The sequence below is a fragment of the Sphingobium cloacae genome, assembly GCF_002355855.1.
GTDB classification, from domain to species: domain Bacteria; phylum Pseudomonadota; class Alphaproteobacteria; order Sphingomonadales; family Sphingomonadaceae; genus Sphingobium; species Sphingobium cloacae.
The window spans coordinates 2,650,541-2,668,715 of record NZ_AP017655.1 but is presented as its reverse complement, the minus strand read 5'-3'; the positions used below and the strand labels follow the sequence as shown (position 1 = coordinate 2,668,715).

Here is an 18,175-nt window from a genome sequence, read left to right as displayed (position 1 = left end):
GTTCTTCTCTACAAGGAAGGGCAGGGCTTTGTTTTTGCTCGGCGGATGGAGAGGATGACGCATGGCCATCGACCTCAAGGATTATGAGAACGCCTCGAAATTCACCGGCGATTATGATGCGGCGCGGGCGGACCTCCAGCAGCGCCTCGCCAAGATTCAGGTCGCGCACATCATCCACGACCGGCGCAGCGTCATCCTGCTGGAAGGGTGGGACGCGGCGGGCAAGGGCGGTATCATCAAGCGCATGACCGCCGACTGGGACCCCCGCTATTACAAGGTCCACCCCATCTCCGCGCCCACGCCGGAAGAGCGCGACCATCATTTCCTCTGGCGTTTCTGGACGCGCCTGCCGTCCGGGCGCAACATCGCCCTGTTCGACCGCAGCTGGTACGGCCGCGTCCTGGTCGAACGGGTCGAAGGCTTCTGCTCCAAAAAGGAATGGAAGCGCGCCTATGACGAAATCAACGCCTTCGAACGGCAGCAGGTGGACGCGGGCAGCAACATCGTGAAGCTGTTCGTCCACATCACGCAGGAAACGCAGGACAAGCAGCTGGCCGAACGGCTGGATGTGCCGTGGAAGCGGTGGAAGACCGGCGCGGACGACTATCGCAACCGCGCCCGCCGCGCCGACTATCTCGACGCCATGCACGACATGTTCGCGAAGACCGGCACGAAACATGCGCCCTGGCAGGTGATCGACAACAACCACCGCAAGACCGGCCGCCTCGCCGCGCTCACCTATGTCGCGGAGACGCTGGAGAAACTGGTGCCGATGGATTTCCCGGAGGCCGACCCTGAAGTCGTCAAGCTGGCCAAGGCGGCTTTCGGCTACAAGCCTTCAAAGAAAATTACCTGAAAACAGTCGTTTGTCATAAAATTGTCATCAAATCCTAACGGCTGGTTTACCATTTCGACCTAAGCAGGCGCGCATGTTCATGTCTCGCCTGTCCGATCTCCCGTCATCGCCCGCCGGGGCGCCGCTTCCGATGGATCATCGCGCCGTGATCCGGCTGGGCCGCCCGCTCAGCGAAGCGGTCGACTGTTTCCAGGGCGATCCGGCCCTGCGCCTGCTGCCGGTGCTGGATGAGCGCGACTGTCCGGCCGGCGCCATTTATGAGCGCGACATGCGGCGCATCCTGTTCAACCCTTTCGGCCATGCGCTGCTCCGCAACCCCAGTTTCGGCGGGCGTCTGGACGATCATGTCCAGCCCTGCGCCACGATCGACCGTTCCGCCAGCGTGGAAGCGTTGATCGACCTCTATGCCGCGCAGGGGCAGGGCTGCGAAGGGCTGATCCTGACCGACGGCGGACGCTATGCGGGAACCGTCGGCGGTCCGCTGCTGCTGCGGCTGGCGGCGGAGCGGGACACGCGGCTCGCCATGGCGCGCATCGAAAGGCTGGAGCGGGTGACGCACGAAAGCGCCAGCTTCCGCGCCGACATCGAAAAGCTGATCGCCGATATGGTGGCGATGGCGGACAGGCTGTCCGCGCTTGCGGCGGAAGCGGCGGGGCGCGCCGGAAACAATGGGCAGGCATCGGCGGGCATGGCCGTCGCCGCTGCCCAGACCGCCGACAATCTTTCCGGCATCGCCGCGTCGGGCAGGGATCTGGCCCAGCTCTTTCAATCCATGGAGGATGAGGTCCGCCGCGCCGGCGACGCCATCCGCAAGGCGGTGGAGCAGGCTCGCCTGGGTTCACGGCACAACCGGACGCTGAGCGCGCAGGCGGACGGCATCGGCGAGGTCACCGCCCTGATCGACGACATCGCGCGGGCGATCGGCATGTTGGCGCTCAACGCGTCGATCGAGGCCGCGCGGGCAGGGGAAGCCGGGCATGGCTTCGCCGTCGTCGCGCATGAGGTGAAGCAGCTGGCGGGCCAGACCCGCGGTGCGGCGGCGGAGATCGCCGGGCGGATCGGGGAAATCCGCGCGACCGCCGCGCAGGTGGCGGAAGGCCATGTCCATATGGACGCCGCGATCGCGACGGCGGATCGCGCCGCCGTCGCCGTCTTCGACGCCGTTGCCCGCCATGGCGCCTTCAGTCGGACCATGGCCGACAGCGTGGCCGAAGCGGGCGGCTCCAGCGACCATATCCGTCAAAGCGCCAGCCGCATCAGCGACAATGCCGCCGCCGCCGTCGACAGCGCGGACGCCATGCGCAAAGCCGCCGATCAACTGGCGGACGAAGCCCATCGGCTCGACGCCCGCGCCACCGCGTTCCTCACGGCCATCCGCGCGGCGTGAGGGGCGGCCCCTCCCGCGCCCGCGCGCCCTATGCGGGGTAGAGGATCGCCATCACCTCATAATCCTTCTCCCCGGCGGGCAGCACGACCCGGCGCAGGTCGCCCACCGCCGCGCCGCGCAGCGCCCGCGCGATGGGGGAACCCCAGCCGATCCGGCCGGTGCCGGCGTCCGCCTCGTCATTGCCGACGATGGTGACGGTGCGGCGATGGTCGTCCTCGTCCGCGATGGTGACGGTCGCGCCGAAATAGACCCGGCTCTTGTCCGGCTGCGCGCGGGGGTCGATGACCTTGGCGTCCTTCATCTTCTTCGACAGGCGGCGCAGCTGGCCGTCGATCTCCCGCATTCGCTTGCGGCCGTAGAGATAGTCGCCATTTTCGCTGCGGTCGCCATTGCCCGCGGCCCAACTGACCACCTCGACGATCCGGGGCCGCTCGATGCCCAGCAGATGGTCATATTCCGCCCGCAGCCTCGCGAAGCCTTCGGGCGAGATGTAATTGGGGTGCGCGCTCATGCCGCGTCTCCAGCAAAGCTTCAGCCCGGCGTCTGCTTCCCCAGATAGCGGCTGAGCACCGCATTGGTGCCCCGGAAACGTGCCCGGTCCGGGTTCATCGCTTCATAGACCACGGCATTTTCCAACACCCGCTGCACATAGTTGCGCGTCTCGAAGATCGGGATGCTCTCGATCCAGCGCAGCCAGTCGCCGCCCGGCATCCGGGGATCGCCATTGGCCGCGATCCATTTGTTCACATTGCCGGGCCCCGCATTATAGGCCGCCACCGCCAGCGGATAGCTGCCGCCATAATAGTTCAGCATCCGCTCGAAATAGGACGATCCCAGCATGATGTTATAGCTGGTGTCGGTGGTCAGCGATCCGGGATTGTAACCCATTCCCAGCTTCCCCGCCTGCTCCCGCGCGGTGCCGGGCATCAGCTGCATCAGCCCGCGCGCGCCCGCATGGCTGACGGCGGCGCGGTCGAACTGGCTTTCCTGCCGCGCGATGGCGTGGACCATCGTCCAGTGGGACTGCGCCGAAGGCGGCACCGGCACCCGGGGAAAAGCGCTTTCGCCATAGCCGGTGAGGCCGCTCGACACGGCGCGGCGGCCGACCATCACGCTCATGTCGGTGCGGCCGATGCTCTTGGCGAGTTCGGCGGCCAGATAATGATCGCTGTCGCTGTCGGCATTATTGGCGATGGCGCGGGCGAACTTGCTCTGGTCCTCCCAATAGCCCATCGCGCCCAGAGCCCGGACGGCGCGGACCACGGAGCGGTTGTTGAACGCCGCCCGGTCGGCGGCGGCGATCTCCACCGCCTGTTCATGGACGGTGGGGGCGGGGATGGGACGGCCCAGCCGCTCCAGCGCAAGCTGTCCGTAGAACTGATCCGGGAAGACCGCCGCCTGCTGGAAATAGCTGTTGGCCGATGCCGCGTCCCCGGCGCCGAGCGCGGCGCGTCCCGCCCAATAATAGCCCTTGGACTGCGTTTGCGGCGATTTGGCGGCGGCGGCGTAGCGGCGGAACATGGTCACCGCGTCGGAGGGCCGGTTGAGATTGTAGAAGGCCGTCGTTCCCGCCAGCCAGGCAAGGCTGGTATAATCGTCGCGCTCGCCGATCGGCCGGGTGCTGACATCGGTGCCCGGCGCATAGGCATCGTCGATCCTGCTGGCGATGCCCCAGGCGAAGCTCCATTGCTTGTCGTTCGCCGAAGCGCGCGCCTGATCCAGCAGCGTCTCATAGAATTTCTCGGCATTGCCGGGCCGGAAGGCGAGCGTCGGCCGGTTGGCCAGATATTGCCGCGCCCCGATCCAGTTGCCGGTGTTGCGCAGCCACATCGCCTTGTCCGCGACGAAACCCGCATCGGTCGCGCCCAGCGCTTCGGCGGCCTGCATCTTCAGCGTGGCGTCGGGCGCTTTCTGGCGGAAGGCGATCCGCGCTTCATAGACCGGGCGGCGGGCTGGCGGCACATAGGCCAGCATCCGCATCGCCCCCGGCACGTCATTGCCCCACAGCAAGATGTCGGCGCGCTGGTCGTGATCGGCGGCGCTGAAACCCGATCCGAAAAGCTGGAGAAGCCGCGCCTCGTCGGTGGGCGACAGCGATCCGCCGGTCCACGCATTGCGCGCCGCGACGCGCGCCTCGTCCATCCGCCCCAGCTGCATCAGCGCCAGCGCGTTGCGGGCATGGCCCACCGCCGTGCGCGCCGGGAAGCGGGCGAAGAAGGCCGAGACCTGCCGCGGATCGTAGCTGTCGGGATTGATCCCGGTTTCCGCCAGCCGCCGCATCCGGTCCTCGCCCGGCCAGCCGGGATTGGCCATGATGAAGCTCATATAGGTGGAGGAACCCAGGCCGTCGCTCTGCTGCAAGGCGCGCCACTGGCTGATCGCGCCATTGATCGAGGCGTCCTGGGAAACGCCGATCCGCCCGCTCACCCGATTCCACTGGCTGTCGCTGCTGCTGCCCTGCGGCGGAAGCGGCTGGACGACCGCGCCGGGCGGGAAGTTGGGATTGCTGGAGGCGGCGGGGGTTTCCACCTGCGCGCTGGCGCTGGCGGTGGCGAGCAAAAAGGCGATCAAGGGCATACGGACCATCAAACCATCAGGATAAAAGGGAGAGCGCATTATGGACATAATCGCAATTGCATCCTTATCAGGCCCTGAATGACGCGCTATAGCGCCCGCTTCAAGCAGACAATGCCCCGGAATCCCGGAGAATAGAAGGAGTAAAAACATGTTTTCGGGGTCCATGCCGGCTCTTGTGACGCCCTTTCGCGACGGGGCGATCGACGAGGGCGCCTTCCGCGCCTTTGTCGACTGGCAGATCGCGGAGGGCAGCAGCGGCCTCGTCCCCTGCGGAACTACCGGGGAAAGCTCGACCATGACGGTGGCGGAACATAATCGCGTGATCGCGATCTGCGTCGACCAGGTGGCGCGCCGCGTGCCGGTGATCGCGGGCTGCGGATCGAACGACACGCGCATTGCCCTGGAACATATGTTCGCCGCGCAGTCGGCGGGCGCGGACGCCGCGCTGGTGGTCGTCCCTTATTACAACAAGCCGAATCAGGAAGGCATCTACCGCCATTACGCCTATCTGGCCGAACGCTGCGACCTGCCGATCCTGATCTACAATGTGCCCGGCCGCACCATCACCGACATCGGCGTGCCGGTGATCCATCGCCTCGCGCAGGATTTCGGCACCATCGTGGGGATCAAGGACGCCACCGGGAATCTGGGGCGGGTCACCGCGCAGCGCCTCGCCTGCGGACCGGACTTCTGCCAGCTTTCGGGCAATGACGAAACCGCGCTTGCCTTCAACGCGTCGGGTGGCCGGGGATGCATCTCCGTCACCGCGAACGTCGCGCCTCGCCTGTGCGCCGAGTTCCAGGCCGCCTGCGCCAAGGGCGACTGGACCGGCGCGCTGGCGCTGCACGACCGGCTTTATTCGCTGCACGACGCCCTGTTCAGCGATTCTTCACCTGGGCCTGTCAAATATGCCCTCACGCGCGTCCGGCCCGACATGCCCGGCGACGTCCGGCTGCCGATCACATGGCCGTCGGAATCGAGCCGGGCAGCGGTCGACCGGGCGCTGGAGATCGCGGGTCTGGTCTGACCCGCCGGCGATCCTATATTGAAAAGCGCATAGGTTAGTTCTGGAAGTCATGGCCCGTCCCCGTCCCGAAACATTCGACAAGAAGAAGATCGTCGCCGAGAACCGGCGCGCGCGCTTCGAATATTTTCTGGAGGATGTGTTCGAAGCGGGCATCGCCCTGCAAGGGACGGAGGTCAAGTCGCTGCGCTTTGGTGAAGGAAACATCGCCGAAAGCTATGCCGAGGTGAAGGGCCAGCAGGTGTGGCTGGTCAACAGCAACATCCCCGAATTCAGCCACGGCAACCGCCATAATCACGAACCCAGGCGCCCCCGCAAGCTGCTGCTGCACGAACGGGAGATCGCCCGGATGCACGGCGCGGTCGAGCGCAAGGGCATGACGCTGGTGCCGCTGTCCATCTATTTCAACAGCCGGGGCAAGGCGAAGGTCGAACTGGCGCTGGCCAAGGGCAAGAAGACCCATGACAAGCGCGAGACGATCAAGGAACGCGACTGGAAGCGCGACCAGCAGCGCATCATGAAGGCGCACGGATGATGGGCCCTAAAGCGAGCATGGGGCGCTTCGCCCGCTGGTGGCACGCCAATGCCCCCACCCGTGAATCGCTGGAGAACAACCGCTTCCTGGCCCCGGTGGCGCATCGCGTGCTGGAACCCTCGCTCTGGCGCTTCACCCGCCGGTCGGTGCCGCGCGGCGTGGCGCTGGGCCTGCTGGTCGGAATCTTCCTGCTCATTCCCGGCGTCCAGATCGCGGGCGCGGCGCTGCTGGCGCTGCCCTTCCGCGCCAACATCCCGATCGCCGCCGCCATGACCTTCCTGTCCAATCCGGCGACCACGCCCTTCATCCTCTGGGCGTCGGTCTTTATCGGCAACTGGATGCTGGGCCGCACCGCCGACGCGTCGGGCTTCATGGCGCTGGTCGACGGTCATGCGAGCATCGGCCAATGGTGCGCCTGGCTCTTTTCGGAGGCCGCGCCCGCCCTGCTCTTCGGTCTGGCGCTGATTTCCTTCGCCGCCGCCGCTATCGGCTATTTCCTCGCCGACTGGTTCTGGCGTCATCGCATGGGCCGGAAATGGCACGCGCGCAAATTGAGGACTGGCAAGCCGCCCGAAAGCAGCGCATTGGAGGAAATCGCACCCGTCTGATCGTTGAAGGCGGGAAGCGGTTCCGAAGCGGGCGCAGGGGGAGCGCGGCATGGCCACGCGATTGAACGGCAGGGATGATGCGTGGCTGGCGCGGCCGCCGTCGCGCCTCGCCTTGCCGTCGCTGATCGCCGCCGCGTTGGTTTCCGCCGGCCTCGTCCTTTACGCGGTCGGCGACTGGGCGCTGGCGGCCGGTTTTGCCGCCGCCGTCCTGATGATCGCGGCGCTGCTTTCCTGGTTCCGCCGTCTCTATCCCCCCGCCGCGCCCGACAGCGAAGCGGTGCCGGACTGGACCGTGGCCCGCGCCGCCGCCGATGCCTCCAATGTCGCCATCGCCGTCACCGACCGCACCGGCCGCCTGCTCTGTGCCAGCGACCTCTTCGGCGAATGGTTCACGGGCTATCCCACGCCGCCCGCCGTGGTCGCGGACGGCGCGGTCACCGAAAAGCTCGCCGCCGCCGCGCGCAAGGCGTGGAAGGATGGCGAAGCGGCGGTGCGCGGCTTGTCGCATGGCGCGCTGCGGCTGGACGTGGAGGTCGGCCGCACGGGCCGGGCGGAGGATTATCTGCTCTGGCGCTTCACCCCCGTCCGCCAGCCGAGCGCGCTGGACGATGTGCATCGCCTGCTGACCGGCGAGGCGGGGCGGCAGTTGGGCGAGGCGGGCGTCATGGCGGTGCTGATCGGCGGGGAAGGGCGCATCCGGGCCGCCAATGGCGCATTCCTGCTGCGCGCGGTGGGGCGGATCGACGCCAACGCCACAGGCCGCGATTTCGCCTCGCACATGCGGGTGGACGACAAGGGACGGCTGTTCCTCGCCCGTGAGCAGACCGGGGGCCTGCCGCTGCGCCTGCTCCAGGTGCCCTTGCGCCGCGCGGCCCAGCCGGGCGGGGGCGGGCAGAGCAGCGGTCAGGATGGGCCGATGCTCCTCCTCCTGATCGACGAGCCGGGCGGCGGCGGGGGCACCTCCGCGCTGTCCTATATCGAAACGCTGCTCTCGCTCCTGCCCTTCGGCCTGGCCATGGCGGATCGCGACGGGCGGATGCTGTTCCTCAACAACGCCTTCTGCCGCGCCGTGGGTTTGAAGCCGGGAGAAAAGACCAGCTATCCCGGCGACCTCGTCGTGCGGGAGGATCAGGCGGCGGTGGCCGACGCCGTGCGCCGTTTCGCGGTCGGCCCGCAAATGTCGGGCGACATCGCCGTGCGCCTGCGCGAGCAGCCCGACGAGCCGACCGCGCTCAGTCTGGCGGGCGTGCGCGGCCTGGGCGAAGCGGCGGTGCTCCTCAGCCTCAAGGACAATAGCGAGGAAAGCCGGCTCAAGCGGCAGGTGGCGCAGGCGACCAAGATGCAGGCCATCGGCCAGCTCGCGGGCGGCGTCGCGCACGACTTCAACAACATCCTGACCGCGATCATCGGCCATTGCGACCTGATGCTGATGCGCCATACGCCGGGCGACAGCGACTATGACGACATTCAGCAGATCAAGTCGAACAGCAATCGCGCCGCGGGCCTGACGCGGCAGTTGCTCGCCTTCTCCCGCCAGCAGACGCTGCGTCCTCAGATCCTCCAGTTGCCGGACATCGTGGCGGACGTCTCCAACCTGCTGAAACGGCTGCTCGGCGAAAGCGTCAGGCTGGAGGTCAGCCACGGCCGCAATCTGGGCGCGGTGCGCGCCGATCCCGGCCAGCTGGAGCAGGTGATCGTCAACCTCGCCGTCAACGCCCGCGACGCCATGCCGCAGGGGGGCACGCTCAACATCCAGACCTATGCCGTGCCCGCCGCCCGCGTGCGCGAAATGGGGCATCAGATCCTGCCGGCGGGCGACTACACCGCCCTGCGCGTTTCCGACACGGGCCTCGGCATCGCGCCCGACGTGCTGGCCAAGATCTTCGAGCCCTTCTTCACCACCAAGGAACTGGGGAAGGGCACGGGCCTCGGCCTCTCCACCGTCTACGGCATCGTCAAGCAGTCGGGCGGCTATATCTTCGCCGAATCGGACCCGGGCCGCGGCGCCAGCTTCGTCATCTACCTCCCCGTCTATCGTGGCGCGGACGTCGATCAGGCCGCCCGCCCGCAGGCCCCCGTCCGCCGCAGCGAGACATGGGGCAGCGGCACCGTCCTGCTGGTGGAGGATGAGGATATGGTCCGCGCCGTCGCCGAACGCGCGCTCGTGCGGCAGGGCTATAAGGTGCTGACCGCCCATGACGGCGAACAGGGGCTGGAGGTTCTGGCCGGGGACGAAAGCATCGACCTCCTTATTTCCGACGTGGTCATGCCCAATATGGACGGCCCCTCCATGGTCGCGCGCGCGCGGCAGATGCACCCCGACCTGCCGGTGCTTTTCATGTCGGGCTATGCCGAGGAACAGCTGCGCAAGTCGATCGACATCGCCAATGTCGCCTTCCTGCCCAAGCCCTTCTCCGTCAGCCAGTTGGCCGAAGCCGCGCGCGATGCGCTGGCCTTGCGTCCGATGGCGGAATGACTTGCGCTGGATCAGCCCATTAGGGCTGGGCAAGCCGCATCCGATACGGTAGCGAAGCGTTTCCGCAACAGGGAAAGGCAGGCATGTCGGACGGCAAATCCATCCTGATCGTCGAGGATGAAGCGATGATCGGCATGATGCTGGAGGATTATCTCGAAACGCTCGGCTACCGGCTGCACGCCGTGGCCTCATCGGTGGAGGAAGCCTGCGCGCTGGCGCGGCAGGGCGGCTTTGACGCGGCGCTGCTGGATTGCAACCTCCAGGGCGAAAAGAGCTGGCCGGTCGCCGACATCCTCGTCGAAAACGCCATCCCTTTCGTTTTCGCGACGGGCGGGATGGCCGATGATCTGCCGACCGCCTATGCGGATCGGCCCGCGCTCGCCAAGCCCTTCACCATCGGCGCGGTGGAACGCGCGCTGGGCAAGCTGCTGGAAAAGGAATAGGAAAATTCTGTTCCCCTCTTGTTCTTATGGAACAAACAGGATACAGGGTGGCCACACGCCGGAAGAATCGGCGCGCTCCGCTTGACAGGGGACAGGGCCATGACCGCAATGCTCTCACTCATCGATTCCAAGAAGACAGGCACAATGGACAGACAAAAAGCGTTGGAAGCGGCCCTTTCCCAGATCGACCGCGCATTCGGCAAAGGCTCGGCGATGAAGCTGGGCAGCCGCGAGAAGATCGAGATCGAATCGATCTCGACCGGTTCGCTGGGCCTCGACATCGCGCTCGGCATCGGCGGCCTGCCGCGCGGCCGCATCGTCGAAATCTACGGGCCGGAAAGTTCGGGCAAGACCACGCTGGCGCTCCACGCCATCGCCGAAGCGCAGAAGAATGGCGGCGTCGCGGCTTTCGTCGACGCTGAACATGCGCTCGATCCGGCCTATGCCAAGAAGCTGGGCGTCGACATCGACGAACTGATCGTGTCGCAGCCCGACACCGGCGAGCAGGCGCTGGAGATCGTGGACACGCTGGTCCGCTCCAACGCCATCGACGTGCTGGTGGTGGATTCGGTCGCGGCGCTCGTGCCGCGCGCGGAGATCGAGGGCGAGATGGGCGATAGCCATGTCGGCCTCCAGGCCCGACTGATGAGCCAGGCGCTCCGCAAGCTGACCGGGTCGATCAGCCGTTCGCGCTGCCTCGTCATCTTCATCAACCAGGTGCGCATGAAGATCGGCGTCATGTACGGTAATCCGGAAACGACGACCGGCGGCAACGCGCTCAAATTCTACGCCTCGGTCCGTCTCGACATCCGCCGCACCGGCCAGATCAAGGATCGCGACGACATCGTCGGCAACGCGACCCGCGTGAAGGTGGTGAAGAACAAGGTCGCTCCGCCCTTCAAGCAGGTGGAATTCGACATCATGTATGGCGAAGGCATCTCCAAGATCGGCGAGATTCTCGACTTGGGCGTCAAGGCGGGCATCGTCGAGAAATCGGGCGCATGGTTCTCCTACGACTCCGTCCGCATCGGGCAGGGACGGGAGAACGCCAAGACCTTCCTCAAGGAAAATACCGAAATGGCGGAACGTCTGGAACGGGCGATCCGCGGCAAGACCGAGGAGGTCGCCGAAGGGATGATGACCGGACCCGAAGCGGATGACGATGGCGAATAAGCGCTGACCGGAGCCTTCGGTCGGATCAACCGGAGGCCCGTCGGCGCGACACCGCCCGTCTCATGCTTCACGCACTGAAAAGGCCCGCCGCGCAAGGATGCATGGCGGGCCTTTTACATGGGCGGTCATGTGCTCTGCAAAGCTGGGCGAAGCATGTCCGCTTCAACGGCCAGGAGCGGACACTCCTTCATCCGTTCGGGCTGAGCGAAGTCGAAGCCTTCCACTGAGCGGAGCGAAGTGGCCTCCCTACGGTCGGTCGTGCCCTTCGACTTCGCTCAGGGCGAACGGAGTCAGGAAAGCAGACCGTCCGCTTCCCACCCAAGCCAGCCATTGGTTGCGGCATAATCGCCTTTCTTCGTCGGTCGCGTAAATGGCCGAAGCATCGCGCAGGAGGAACGGACAAAGCATTGGCCGGTTATGTGGCGGAACAAGGGAAAGGGCAGCTATGCGCCTCGCGATCGAAAGCGTGCTGGATTATGATTTTGCCGATCCCGCCAATGTCCTGTTGGCGCTGGAAGCGGCGGAAATGCCCGATCAGCATGTGCTGGAACAGTCCCTGACCGTCGAAGGGGCGGAACTTGTTTCCACTCTGGGCGGGGGAAGCGGCATCGGTCGCCGGACATGGGCCCGTGCGGACAGTGGCCGCATGACGTTGCGTTATCGAGCGATGGTGGAGGTGGAACGGATCGCGCCCGACCTTCCAGGCTTGCGGGCATCGCCCTTGCCCGATTTGCCGGAAACGGTGCTCCCTTTCATCTGGCCCAGCCGCTATTGCGAGGCGGACCGTTTCGCCAGCTTCGTCGAAGGGCATTTCCCCGGACTGGAGGGCGGCGCGCTGGTGCAGGCCCTCGTGCGTTGGGTCGGGGACAATCTGCGTTATACGCCTGGCAGTTCGGACGCGACGACCGGCGCGGTCGACAGCTTCGTCCTGCAACAGGGCATCTGTCGCGACTATGCCCATCTGACCGCCGCGCTGATCCGCGCCTGCGACATTCCTGCCCGGCTCGTGTCCGTCTATGCGCTGGACCTCGACCCTCCCGATTTCCATGCCGTCGTGGAAGTGTGGCTGGATGGGGCCTGGCATCTGGTCGACGCCACCGGACTTGCGCCCCTCGAAGGCATGGTCCGCATCGCCGTGGGCCGCGATGCGACGGACGTCGCTTTCATGACGATTTTCGGCACCGCGACGCTGAACAGCCAGTCCATCGCCGTGACGTCGCTTTAACCCGCGCGCAGGCTGCGGGCAATTGACAGGAAGGTGTGCGGAAGAGAAAAGAACAAACAAAGAACATTTGTGATGATCGAGTCGGCCCGGACCCTTACCGCCCTCAAACGGCGCATCGCTTCGCTGGAAAGCAGGGGCGCGGCGCATCATGCCCATTTCTCTTTCGGCCATGCGCCGATCGACCGGGTGCTGGGCGGTGGTTTGGCGCGGGGTCGGGTGCATGAGTTTTTCGCCGGCGAAGGCGGGGAGGCGGCCGCTACCGGCCTTTCCCTGATCCTCGCGCATCTGGCGGGACCGGAAGCCACGACCCTGTGGCTGCGTCCCGCCACCGCCGCGCATCAGGGCGCGCCCTATGGCCCCGGCCTCGCCGCCCTGGGAATCGATCCGGCGCATCTGTTGCTTGGCGCGATGTCCGATGAGGCGATGCTGCTCCGCGCCGCCGTGGAGGCGTTGCGATGCCCCGCGCTTGGCGCGCTGCTGCTCGAAATCCGGGGTCGTGCGCCGCGCCTCGACCTGACGGCCAGCCGCCGCCTGACGCTGGCGGCGGAGCAATCGGGCGTCACCGCGCTGCTGTTGCGGACGGACGCCGATCCGACGCCCAGCGCCGCCGACACGCGCTGGCGGGTGGCCGCCGCGCCTTCCACGCCCTTGCCTGGGAACGCGCCGGGCATGAGCGCCTTCGACCTCACTTTGCTCCGCCATCGCGGTGGGCGGGACGGCATGGCGTGGCGCCTGACCTGGGACAGTGAACGACGCCAATTTGGAGACGGGCGCGATGAACGCGATGATCATGGAAGGCACGAGGGGGGACGGGACGGCGGCGCGCCGCTATCTCGCCCTGCACTTTCCCTTCCTGCCGTTCGACCGGCTGCGGATCGCGCGGCCTGACCTCTGGACCGCGCGGCCCGAAGGCGCGCCCTGCGCGATTGTGGAGCCGGTGCGGGGTGCGATGCATCTCGCCGCGCTGGACGCCGCCGCGCTGGAGCTGGGCCTCGCCCTCGGCATGACGCTGGCCGACGCGCACGCGCGGGAGCCCGATCTGGTCCTGTTCGATGCGGACCCCCATGCCGATCAGGACTGGCTGGAGCGCCTGTGCGACGGTTGCGCCCGCTATACGCCCATCGCCGCGCTCGATCCGCCCGCCGGGTTGATGCTCGACATCACCGGCTGCGCGCATCTCTGGGGCGGGGAGGCCGCCCTGACCCATGAGGCCACCCACCGTCTGGACCGGCATGGCATGGAGGTGCGTCATGCCCTCGCATCCACGCCCGAAGCCGCCCATGCGCTCGCGCGTTTCCCCATCGCGTCGGCCCCCCATGAGGAAGCCGCCCTGCGTCGCCTGCCCGTCGAGGCGCTGCGTCTGGAGGAGGAAAGCGCCGTCGCCCTGCGCCGCGCTGGCCTGCGCACCGTAGGCGACCTTGCCGCGCGCCCCGCCGCCACGCTCGCCGCCCGCTTCGGGGAGGAGGCGGTGGACGCGCTCCACCGCCTGCTGGGCCTTGGCCAGCGCCCCCTCGCGCCCCGCCGCCCGCGCCCCGCCATCCGCGTCGAGCGCCGCTTCCCCGAACCCATGGCCAGCACGGCCCACGCCCTCTCCGTCCTGTCGGAGATGATCGCCGAAGCAGGCGAGCGCCTGGCCGAACGGGGGCAGGGCGGACGCCGTTTCGAAGCGGTCTTCTTCCGTAGCGACGGCCTCGCCTTTCCCCTGCGCGTCGAGACCAGCCTGCCCGTTCGCGATGCTCCCGCGATCCTGCGCCTGATCGAAGAGAAGGTCGACGGCCTTTCCGACCCGCTCGACCCCGGCTTCGGCTTCGATATGCTGCGCCTCACCGTGCCCCGCGCCGAGCCGATGGCGCCCACCCAACTCGCGCTGGAAGGCGGCGAGGCGCGCCGGGAGGAAGGCATCGCCGCCCTGATCGACCGGCTTTCGATCCGCGCGGGCCGGATGCAGATTCAGCGCCTCCACCCGCGCGACAGCCATATCCCTGAACAGGCGCAACTGGCGCTGCCCGCGATGGAAAGCTCCGCTCCCGCCCCATGGCCCCGGCAGGAGGCATCCGGCGATCCGCCGATGCGTCCCCTCCACCTCTTCGATCCGCCCCAGCCCATCGACGTCATCGCGGAGGTGCCGGACGGCCCGCCCCACCGCTTCCGCTGGCGGCGGGCGCTGCACGAAGTCACCCGCTATGAAGGGCCCGAACGCATCGCGCCCGAATGGTGGACGGCCCCCGGCGGCGCCGTCGCGGGCGAGAGCATCGGGCGCACCCGCGACTATTACCGCGTGGAGGATGCGCGCGGCCGCCGCTACTGGATTTTCCGCTACGGCCTTTACGGGGCGGAGGCGGCGCGCCCCGGCTGGTATCTGCACGGCCTGTTCGCATGAGCGCCCGTCCGCCCGATCCGCCGCCCTTCGCGGAACTGGTCGCCGCCACCCACTTCTCCTTCCTGCGCGGCGCATCCCATGGCGAGGATATGGTGCGGCAGGCGATCCTGCTGGGCCTCAAGGGGCTGGGCATAGCCGACCGCAACACGGTCGCGGGCGTGGTCCGCGCCTGGTCGGCGTTGCGGCGGATCGTGGCCGACGCGCAGGACGCCATGCTGGCGGACAAGCGGGCGCGGGAAGGTGCGGATGCCGAACTGACGCCCGGTGAAAAGGCCGCCTGCGTGCCCGACATGAAGCTGCTGACGGGCGCGCGGCTGGTCTTTGCCGACGGCACGCCCGACATCGTCGCCTATCCCGCGACGCGGCGGGGGTGGGGCGAACTCACCAAATTGCTGACGGTCGGCAATCTGCGCTCGGTCAAGGGCGACTGCATCCTGAAATATGACGATCTTACGGCCCATCTCGACGACCTGCTGCTGATCGTCCTGCCATGGTCCACCGCGACCGAGCAGACCGCCCACCGCAAGCCGGTGGACTATGAGCATGACGAACGCCCCTCCCCCGAAGCCGTGACGCAAGGTCATCTCAGCCTCCTTCCGCCCCCGCCGCCCGCCGATCTGGAAGCATTGCTCCTCCGTCTGTCCCGTCTCGCGCCGGGCCGGGTCTGGCTGGGCGCTGCGCTGCGCCGCGACGGCCGCGACGCGCGCAGGCTGGCGGATTATCGGGCGCTCTCCGCCCGCACCGGCGCGCCGCTCATCGCGACGATGGACGTGCTCATCGCCACGCCCGCCGATCGCCCGCTCCAGGATGTCCTCACCTGCATCCGCGAAGGCACGACCATCGCGCAGGCCGGGCGCAGGCTGGAGGCGAATGCGGAGCGCCATCTCCACGCCCCCGCCGCCATCGCCCGTCTGTTCCGCGCCTGCCCGGAGGCGGTGGCGGAAAGCGTCCGCTTCCTCGATCGCGTCGGTTTCACGCTCGACCAGCTTCGCTACGAATATCCGCATGAGCCGGTGCCCGAGGGATGGACCGCCCAGCAATGGCTGGAGGAACTCACCTTCGCCGCCGCCCATGCCCGCTACGGCCCGCGCATCCCGGCCAGGGTACGCGCGCTGCTGGATGAGGAACTCGGCCTCATCGGCAGTCGGAACTATGCCTATTATTTCCTGACCGTCCACGACATCGTCGCCTTCGCCCGGATGGAGGGCATATTATGTCAGGGGCGGGGGTCGGCGGCCAACTCCATGGTCTGCTTCCTGCTGGGCGTCACCTCCATCGACCCGGCCAAGCACGACCTGCTCTTCTCCCGCTTCGTGTCGGAGGAGCGGGGCGAACCGCCCGACATCGACGTCGATTTCGAGCATGAGCGGCGCGAGGAGGTGATGCAATATATCTACAAGCGTTACGGCCGCCACCGCGCCGGGATCGCCGCGACCGTCATCCATTACCGCGCCCGCAGCGCCGTGCGCGAAGTGGCGAAGGTGCTGGGCCTCAGCGAAGATATCGCCGCCCGCCTCGCCGGCACCGTCTGGGGCAGCTATTCCAGCGACATGGGCGAGGCGCGCATCGCGGAAGCCGGCTTCGCGCCCGGCAATCCGCAGATCGCGCGGTTGCAGGCGATCGTCGGCCAGTTGCTCGAAAAGCCTTTCCCCCGGCATCTTTCCCAGCATGTCGGGGGCTTCGTCCTGACGCAGAACCGCCTCGACGAAACCGTGCCGCTCCACCATGCCGCGATGGAGGACCGCACCTTCATCGAATGGGACAAGGACGACATCGACGCGCTCGGCCTCATGAAAGTCGATGTGCTGGCGCTCGGAATGCTGACCTGCATCCGCAAGGCGTTCGACCTGATGCGCGATCAGGGATTGGGCCATCCGAAGCTCACCGTCGACATCGAGTCCAGCGACCCCGCCGTCTACGACATGCTGTGCAAGGGCGACAGCATCGGCGTGTTCCAGGTGGAAAGCCGCGCCCAGATCAACATGCTGCCCCGCCTGCGCCCGCGCGATCTCTACGACCTCACCATACAGGTCGCCATCGTGCGCCCCGGCCCCATAGAGGGCGATATGGTCCACCCCTATCTGCGCCGCCGCTGCGGGGAGGAAAAGGTGGTGTATCCCTATCCTTCGCCGGAGCATGGACCGAAGGACGAACTGAAACAGCTATTGGGCAAGACCTGCGGCGTCCCGCTCTTTCAGGAGCAGGCGATGAAGCTCGCCATCACCGCCGCGGGCTTCGAACCGGCCGAAGCGAACCAGCTTCGCCGCGCCATGGCGACCTTCCGCAATGTCGGCACCATCCATCATTTCCGCGAAAAGATGATCGAGGGCATGGCGGCGCGCGGCTATGATCGCGACTTCGCGCAGCGCTGCTTCAAGCAGATCGAGGGGTTCGGTAGCTACGGTTTCCCCGAAAGCCACGCCTTGTCCTTCGCCCGGCTCGTCTATGTGTCGGCCTGGATCAAATGCCATCATCCGGCGATCTTCGCCTGCGCATTGCTCAATTCGCAGCCCATGGGTTTCTACGCCCCCGCGCAGATCGTCCGCGACGCGCGGGAGCATGGCGTCACCGTATACGATGCCGATGTGAACATGAGCGGCTGGGACAATGCGCTCGAACCGCTGCTGCGATCCCGCGACGGTGCGCAGGGCGAAGGGGAAGGAAGGGCGCTCGCCCTGCGCCTCGGCCTGCGGCAGATCGAGGGTTTCCGCGAGGATTGGGCAGAGCGATTGGCAAAGGCGCGCGCCGATGGCCTGTTCACCGGCATGGAGGATCTCGCCCGCCGCGCAGGCCTGCCCGCCCGCGCCCTGCGCCTGCTGGCCGATGCCGACGCCTGCCGCTCGCTGGGGCAGGACCGCCGCGCCGCCTTGTGGGAAGCGCGCCGCACCCCGTCCGACGAACTGCCCCTGTTCGCCGCCGCCCGGACCCGCGATCCCGCCGCCCGCGAACTGGGCGAGGAACCGGACGCGATGCTGCCCGCCATGCCGCTGTCGGAACATGTCGCGACCGACTATCAGGTGACGCGCCTGTCCCTGAAAGGCCATCCCATGCAATTCCTCCGCCCCATATTCGCGGCGGAAGGCGTCCTCAGTTGCGCGCAGGTCAGCGCCGCGAAGAACGGCGCGCGAGTCCGCGTCGCCGGTGTCGTGCTGGTGCGCCAGCGCCCCGGCAAGGGCAATGCCGTCTTCATCACCATCGAGGATGAGACGGGCATCACCAACGCCCTGCTCTGGGCGCGTCTCTTCGAAATGCAGCGCCGCCCGGTCATGGCGTCCCGCCTGATGCTGGTGGAAGGGGAAGTGCAGCGCAGCAAGGAAGGCGTCGTCCACCTGATGGCGTCCCGCGTCCACGACCGCACCGCCGAACTCGACCGCCTGACCAGCGGCCACAGCGCCCAACCCCGCGCCCGCGCCTCCAGCCATCCCCGCAACGTCCGCATCCTCCCCGGCTCGCGGGACTTTCATTGAGGGAGGAGGTTGATTGTGGATTTC

The 18,175-nt window shown here is 67.3% G+C and carries 14 protein-coding genes; 12 read left to right on the top strand and 2 right to left on the bottom strand.

Features of this window, described 5'->3' with window-relative positions:
• Window positions 1-61: 61 nt before the first annotated feature.
• A complete protein-coding gene (locus SCLO_RS13280) occupies window positions 62-856 on the top strand; it encodes a polyphosphate kinase 2 family protein (protein WP_066518963.1) in 795 nt (264 codons plus the stop codon).
• A 73-nt stretch (window positions 857-929) separates the two neighbouring features.
• Entirely contained in the window at window positions 930-2,243 is a 1,314-nt protein-coding gene (locus SCLO_RS13275) for a methyl-accepting chemotaxis protein (RefSeq protein WP_066518964.1), read from the top strand.
• A 28-nt stretch (window positions 2,244-2,271) separates the two neighbouring features.
• On the opposite strand, the gene greB is transcribed toward SCLO_RS13275, so the two are convergent.
• Entirely contained in the window at window positions 2,272-2,754 is a 483-nt protein-coding gene (gene greB, locus SCLO_RS13270) for a transcription elongation factor GreB (RefSeq protein WP_066518969.1), read from the bottom strand.
• Between the two features lie 20 nt (window positions 2,755-2,774).
• The gene (locus SCLO_RS13265) at window positions 2,775-4,820 is read right to left on the bottom strand and encodes a lytic transglycosylase domain-containing protein (protein WP_096362140.1); all 2,046 of its coding nucleotides are present in this window, start codon (window positions 4,818-4,820) and stop codon (window positions 2,775-2,777) included.
• A 148-nt stretch (window positions 4,821-4,968) separates the two neighbouring features.
• On the opposite strand from SCLO_RS13265, the gene dapA reads away from it, so the two are divergent.
• The 10 genes from dapA to SCLO_RS13215 all read left to right on the top strand — a co-directional run bounded on the left by dapA (window position 4,969) and on the right by SCLO_RS13215 (window position 18,151).
• Window positions 4,969-5,847 (top strand): 4-hydroxy-tetrahydrodipicolinate synthase, encoded by an 879-nt coding sequence (gene dapA, locus SCLO_RS13260; protein ID WP_066518973.1) that lies wholly within the window; start codon window positions 4,969-4,971, stop codon window positions 5,845-5,847.
• Window positions 5,848-5,896: 49 nt separating this feature from the next.
• Window positions 5,897-6,379, top strand: coding sequence for an SsrA-binding protein SmpB (smpB, locus tag SCLO_RS13255; protein WP_066518976.1), 483 nt, complete (start codon window positions 5,897-5,899; stop codon window positions 6,377-6,379).
• Window positions 6,379-6,987 (top strand): DUF2062 domain-containing protein, encoded by a 609-nt coding sequence (locus SCLO_RS13250; RefSeq protein ID WP_231923416.1) that lies wholly within the window; start codon window positions 6,379-6,381, stop codon window positions 6,985-6,987. Before smpB ends, SCLO_RS13250 begins: the two co-directional genes overlap by 1 nt.
• A gap of 49 nt (window positions 6,988-7,036) precedes the next feature.
• Entirely contained in the window at window positions 7,037-9,463 is a 2,427-nt protein-coding gene (locus tag SCLO_RS13245; RefSeq protein ID WP_066518983.1) for a hybrid sensor histidine kinase/response regulator, read from the top strand.
• Window positions 9,464-9,546: 83 nt separating this feature from the next.
• Entirely contained in the window at window positions 9,547-9,906 is a 360-nt protein-coding gene (locus SCLO_RS13240; RefSeq protein WP_066518984.1) for a response regulator, read from the top strand.
• A 99-nt stretch (window positions 9,907-10,005) separates the two neighbouring features.
• A complete protein-coding gene (gene recA / locus SCLO_RS13235) occupies window positions 10,006-11,079 on the top strand; it encodes a recombinase RecA (RefSeq protein ID WP_066518987.1) in 1,074 nt (357 codons plus the stop codon).
• Between the two features lie 445 nt (window positions 11,080-11,524).
• Window positions 11,525-12,304: a transglutaminase-like domain-containing protein gene (locus SCLO_RS13230; protein WP_066518989.1), complete on the top strand. Its 780-nt coding sequence runs from the start codon at window positions 11,525-11,527 to the stop codon at window positions 12,302-12,304.
• Window positions 12,305-12,376: 72 nt separating this feature from the next.
• Window positions 12,377-13,192 carry an ImuA family protein gene (locus SCLO_RS13225; RefSeq protein WP_066518991.1) on the top strand — a complete coding sequence of 272 codons (816 nt, stop codon included), beginning with the start codon at window positions 12,377-12,379 and terminating at the stop codon, window positions 13,190-13,192.
• A complete protein-coding gene (locus SCLO_RS13220; protein ID WP_231923232.1) occupies window positions 13,080-14,684 on the top strand; it encodes a Y-family DNA polymerase in 1,605 nt (534 codons plus the stop codon). The genes SCLO_RS13225 and SCLO_RS13220 overlap by 113 nt, the downstream gene beginning before the upstream one ends.
• The gene (locus SCLO_RS13215; RefSeq protein ID WP_066518993.1) at window positions 14,681-18,151 is read left to right on the top strand and encodes an error-prone DNA polymerase; all 3,471 of its coding nucleotides are present in this window, start codon (window positions 14,681-14,683) and stop codon (window positions 18,149-18,151) included. The genes SCLO_RS13220 and SCLO_RS13215 overlap by 4 nt, the downstream gene beginning before the upstream one ends.
• The last annotated feature ends 24 nt before the right edge of the window (window positions 18,152-18,175 follow it).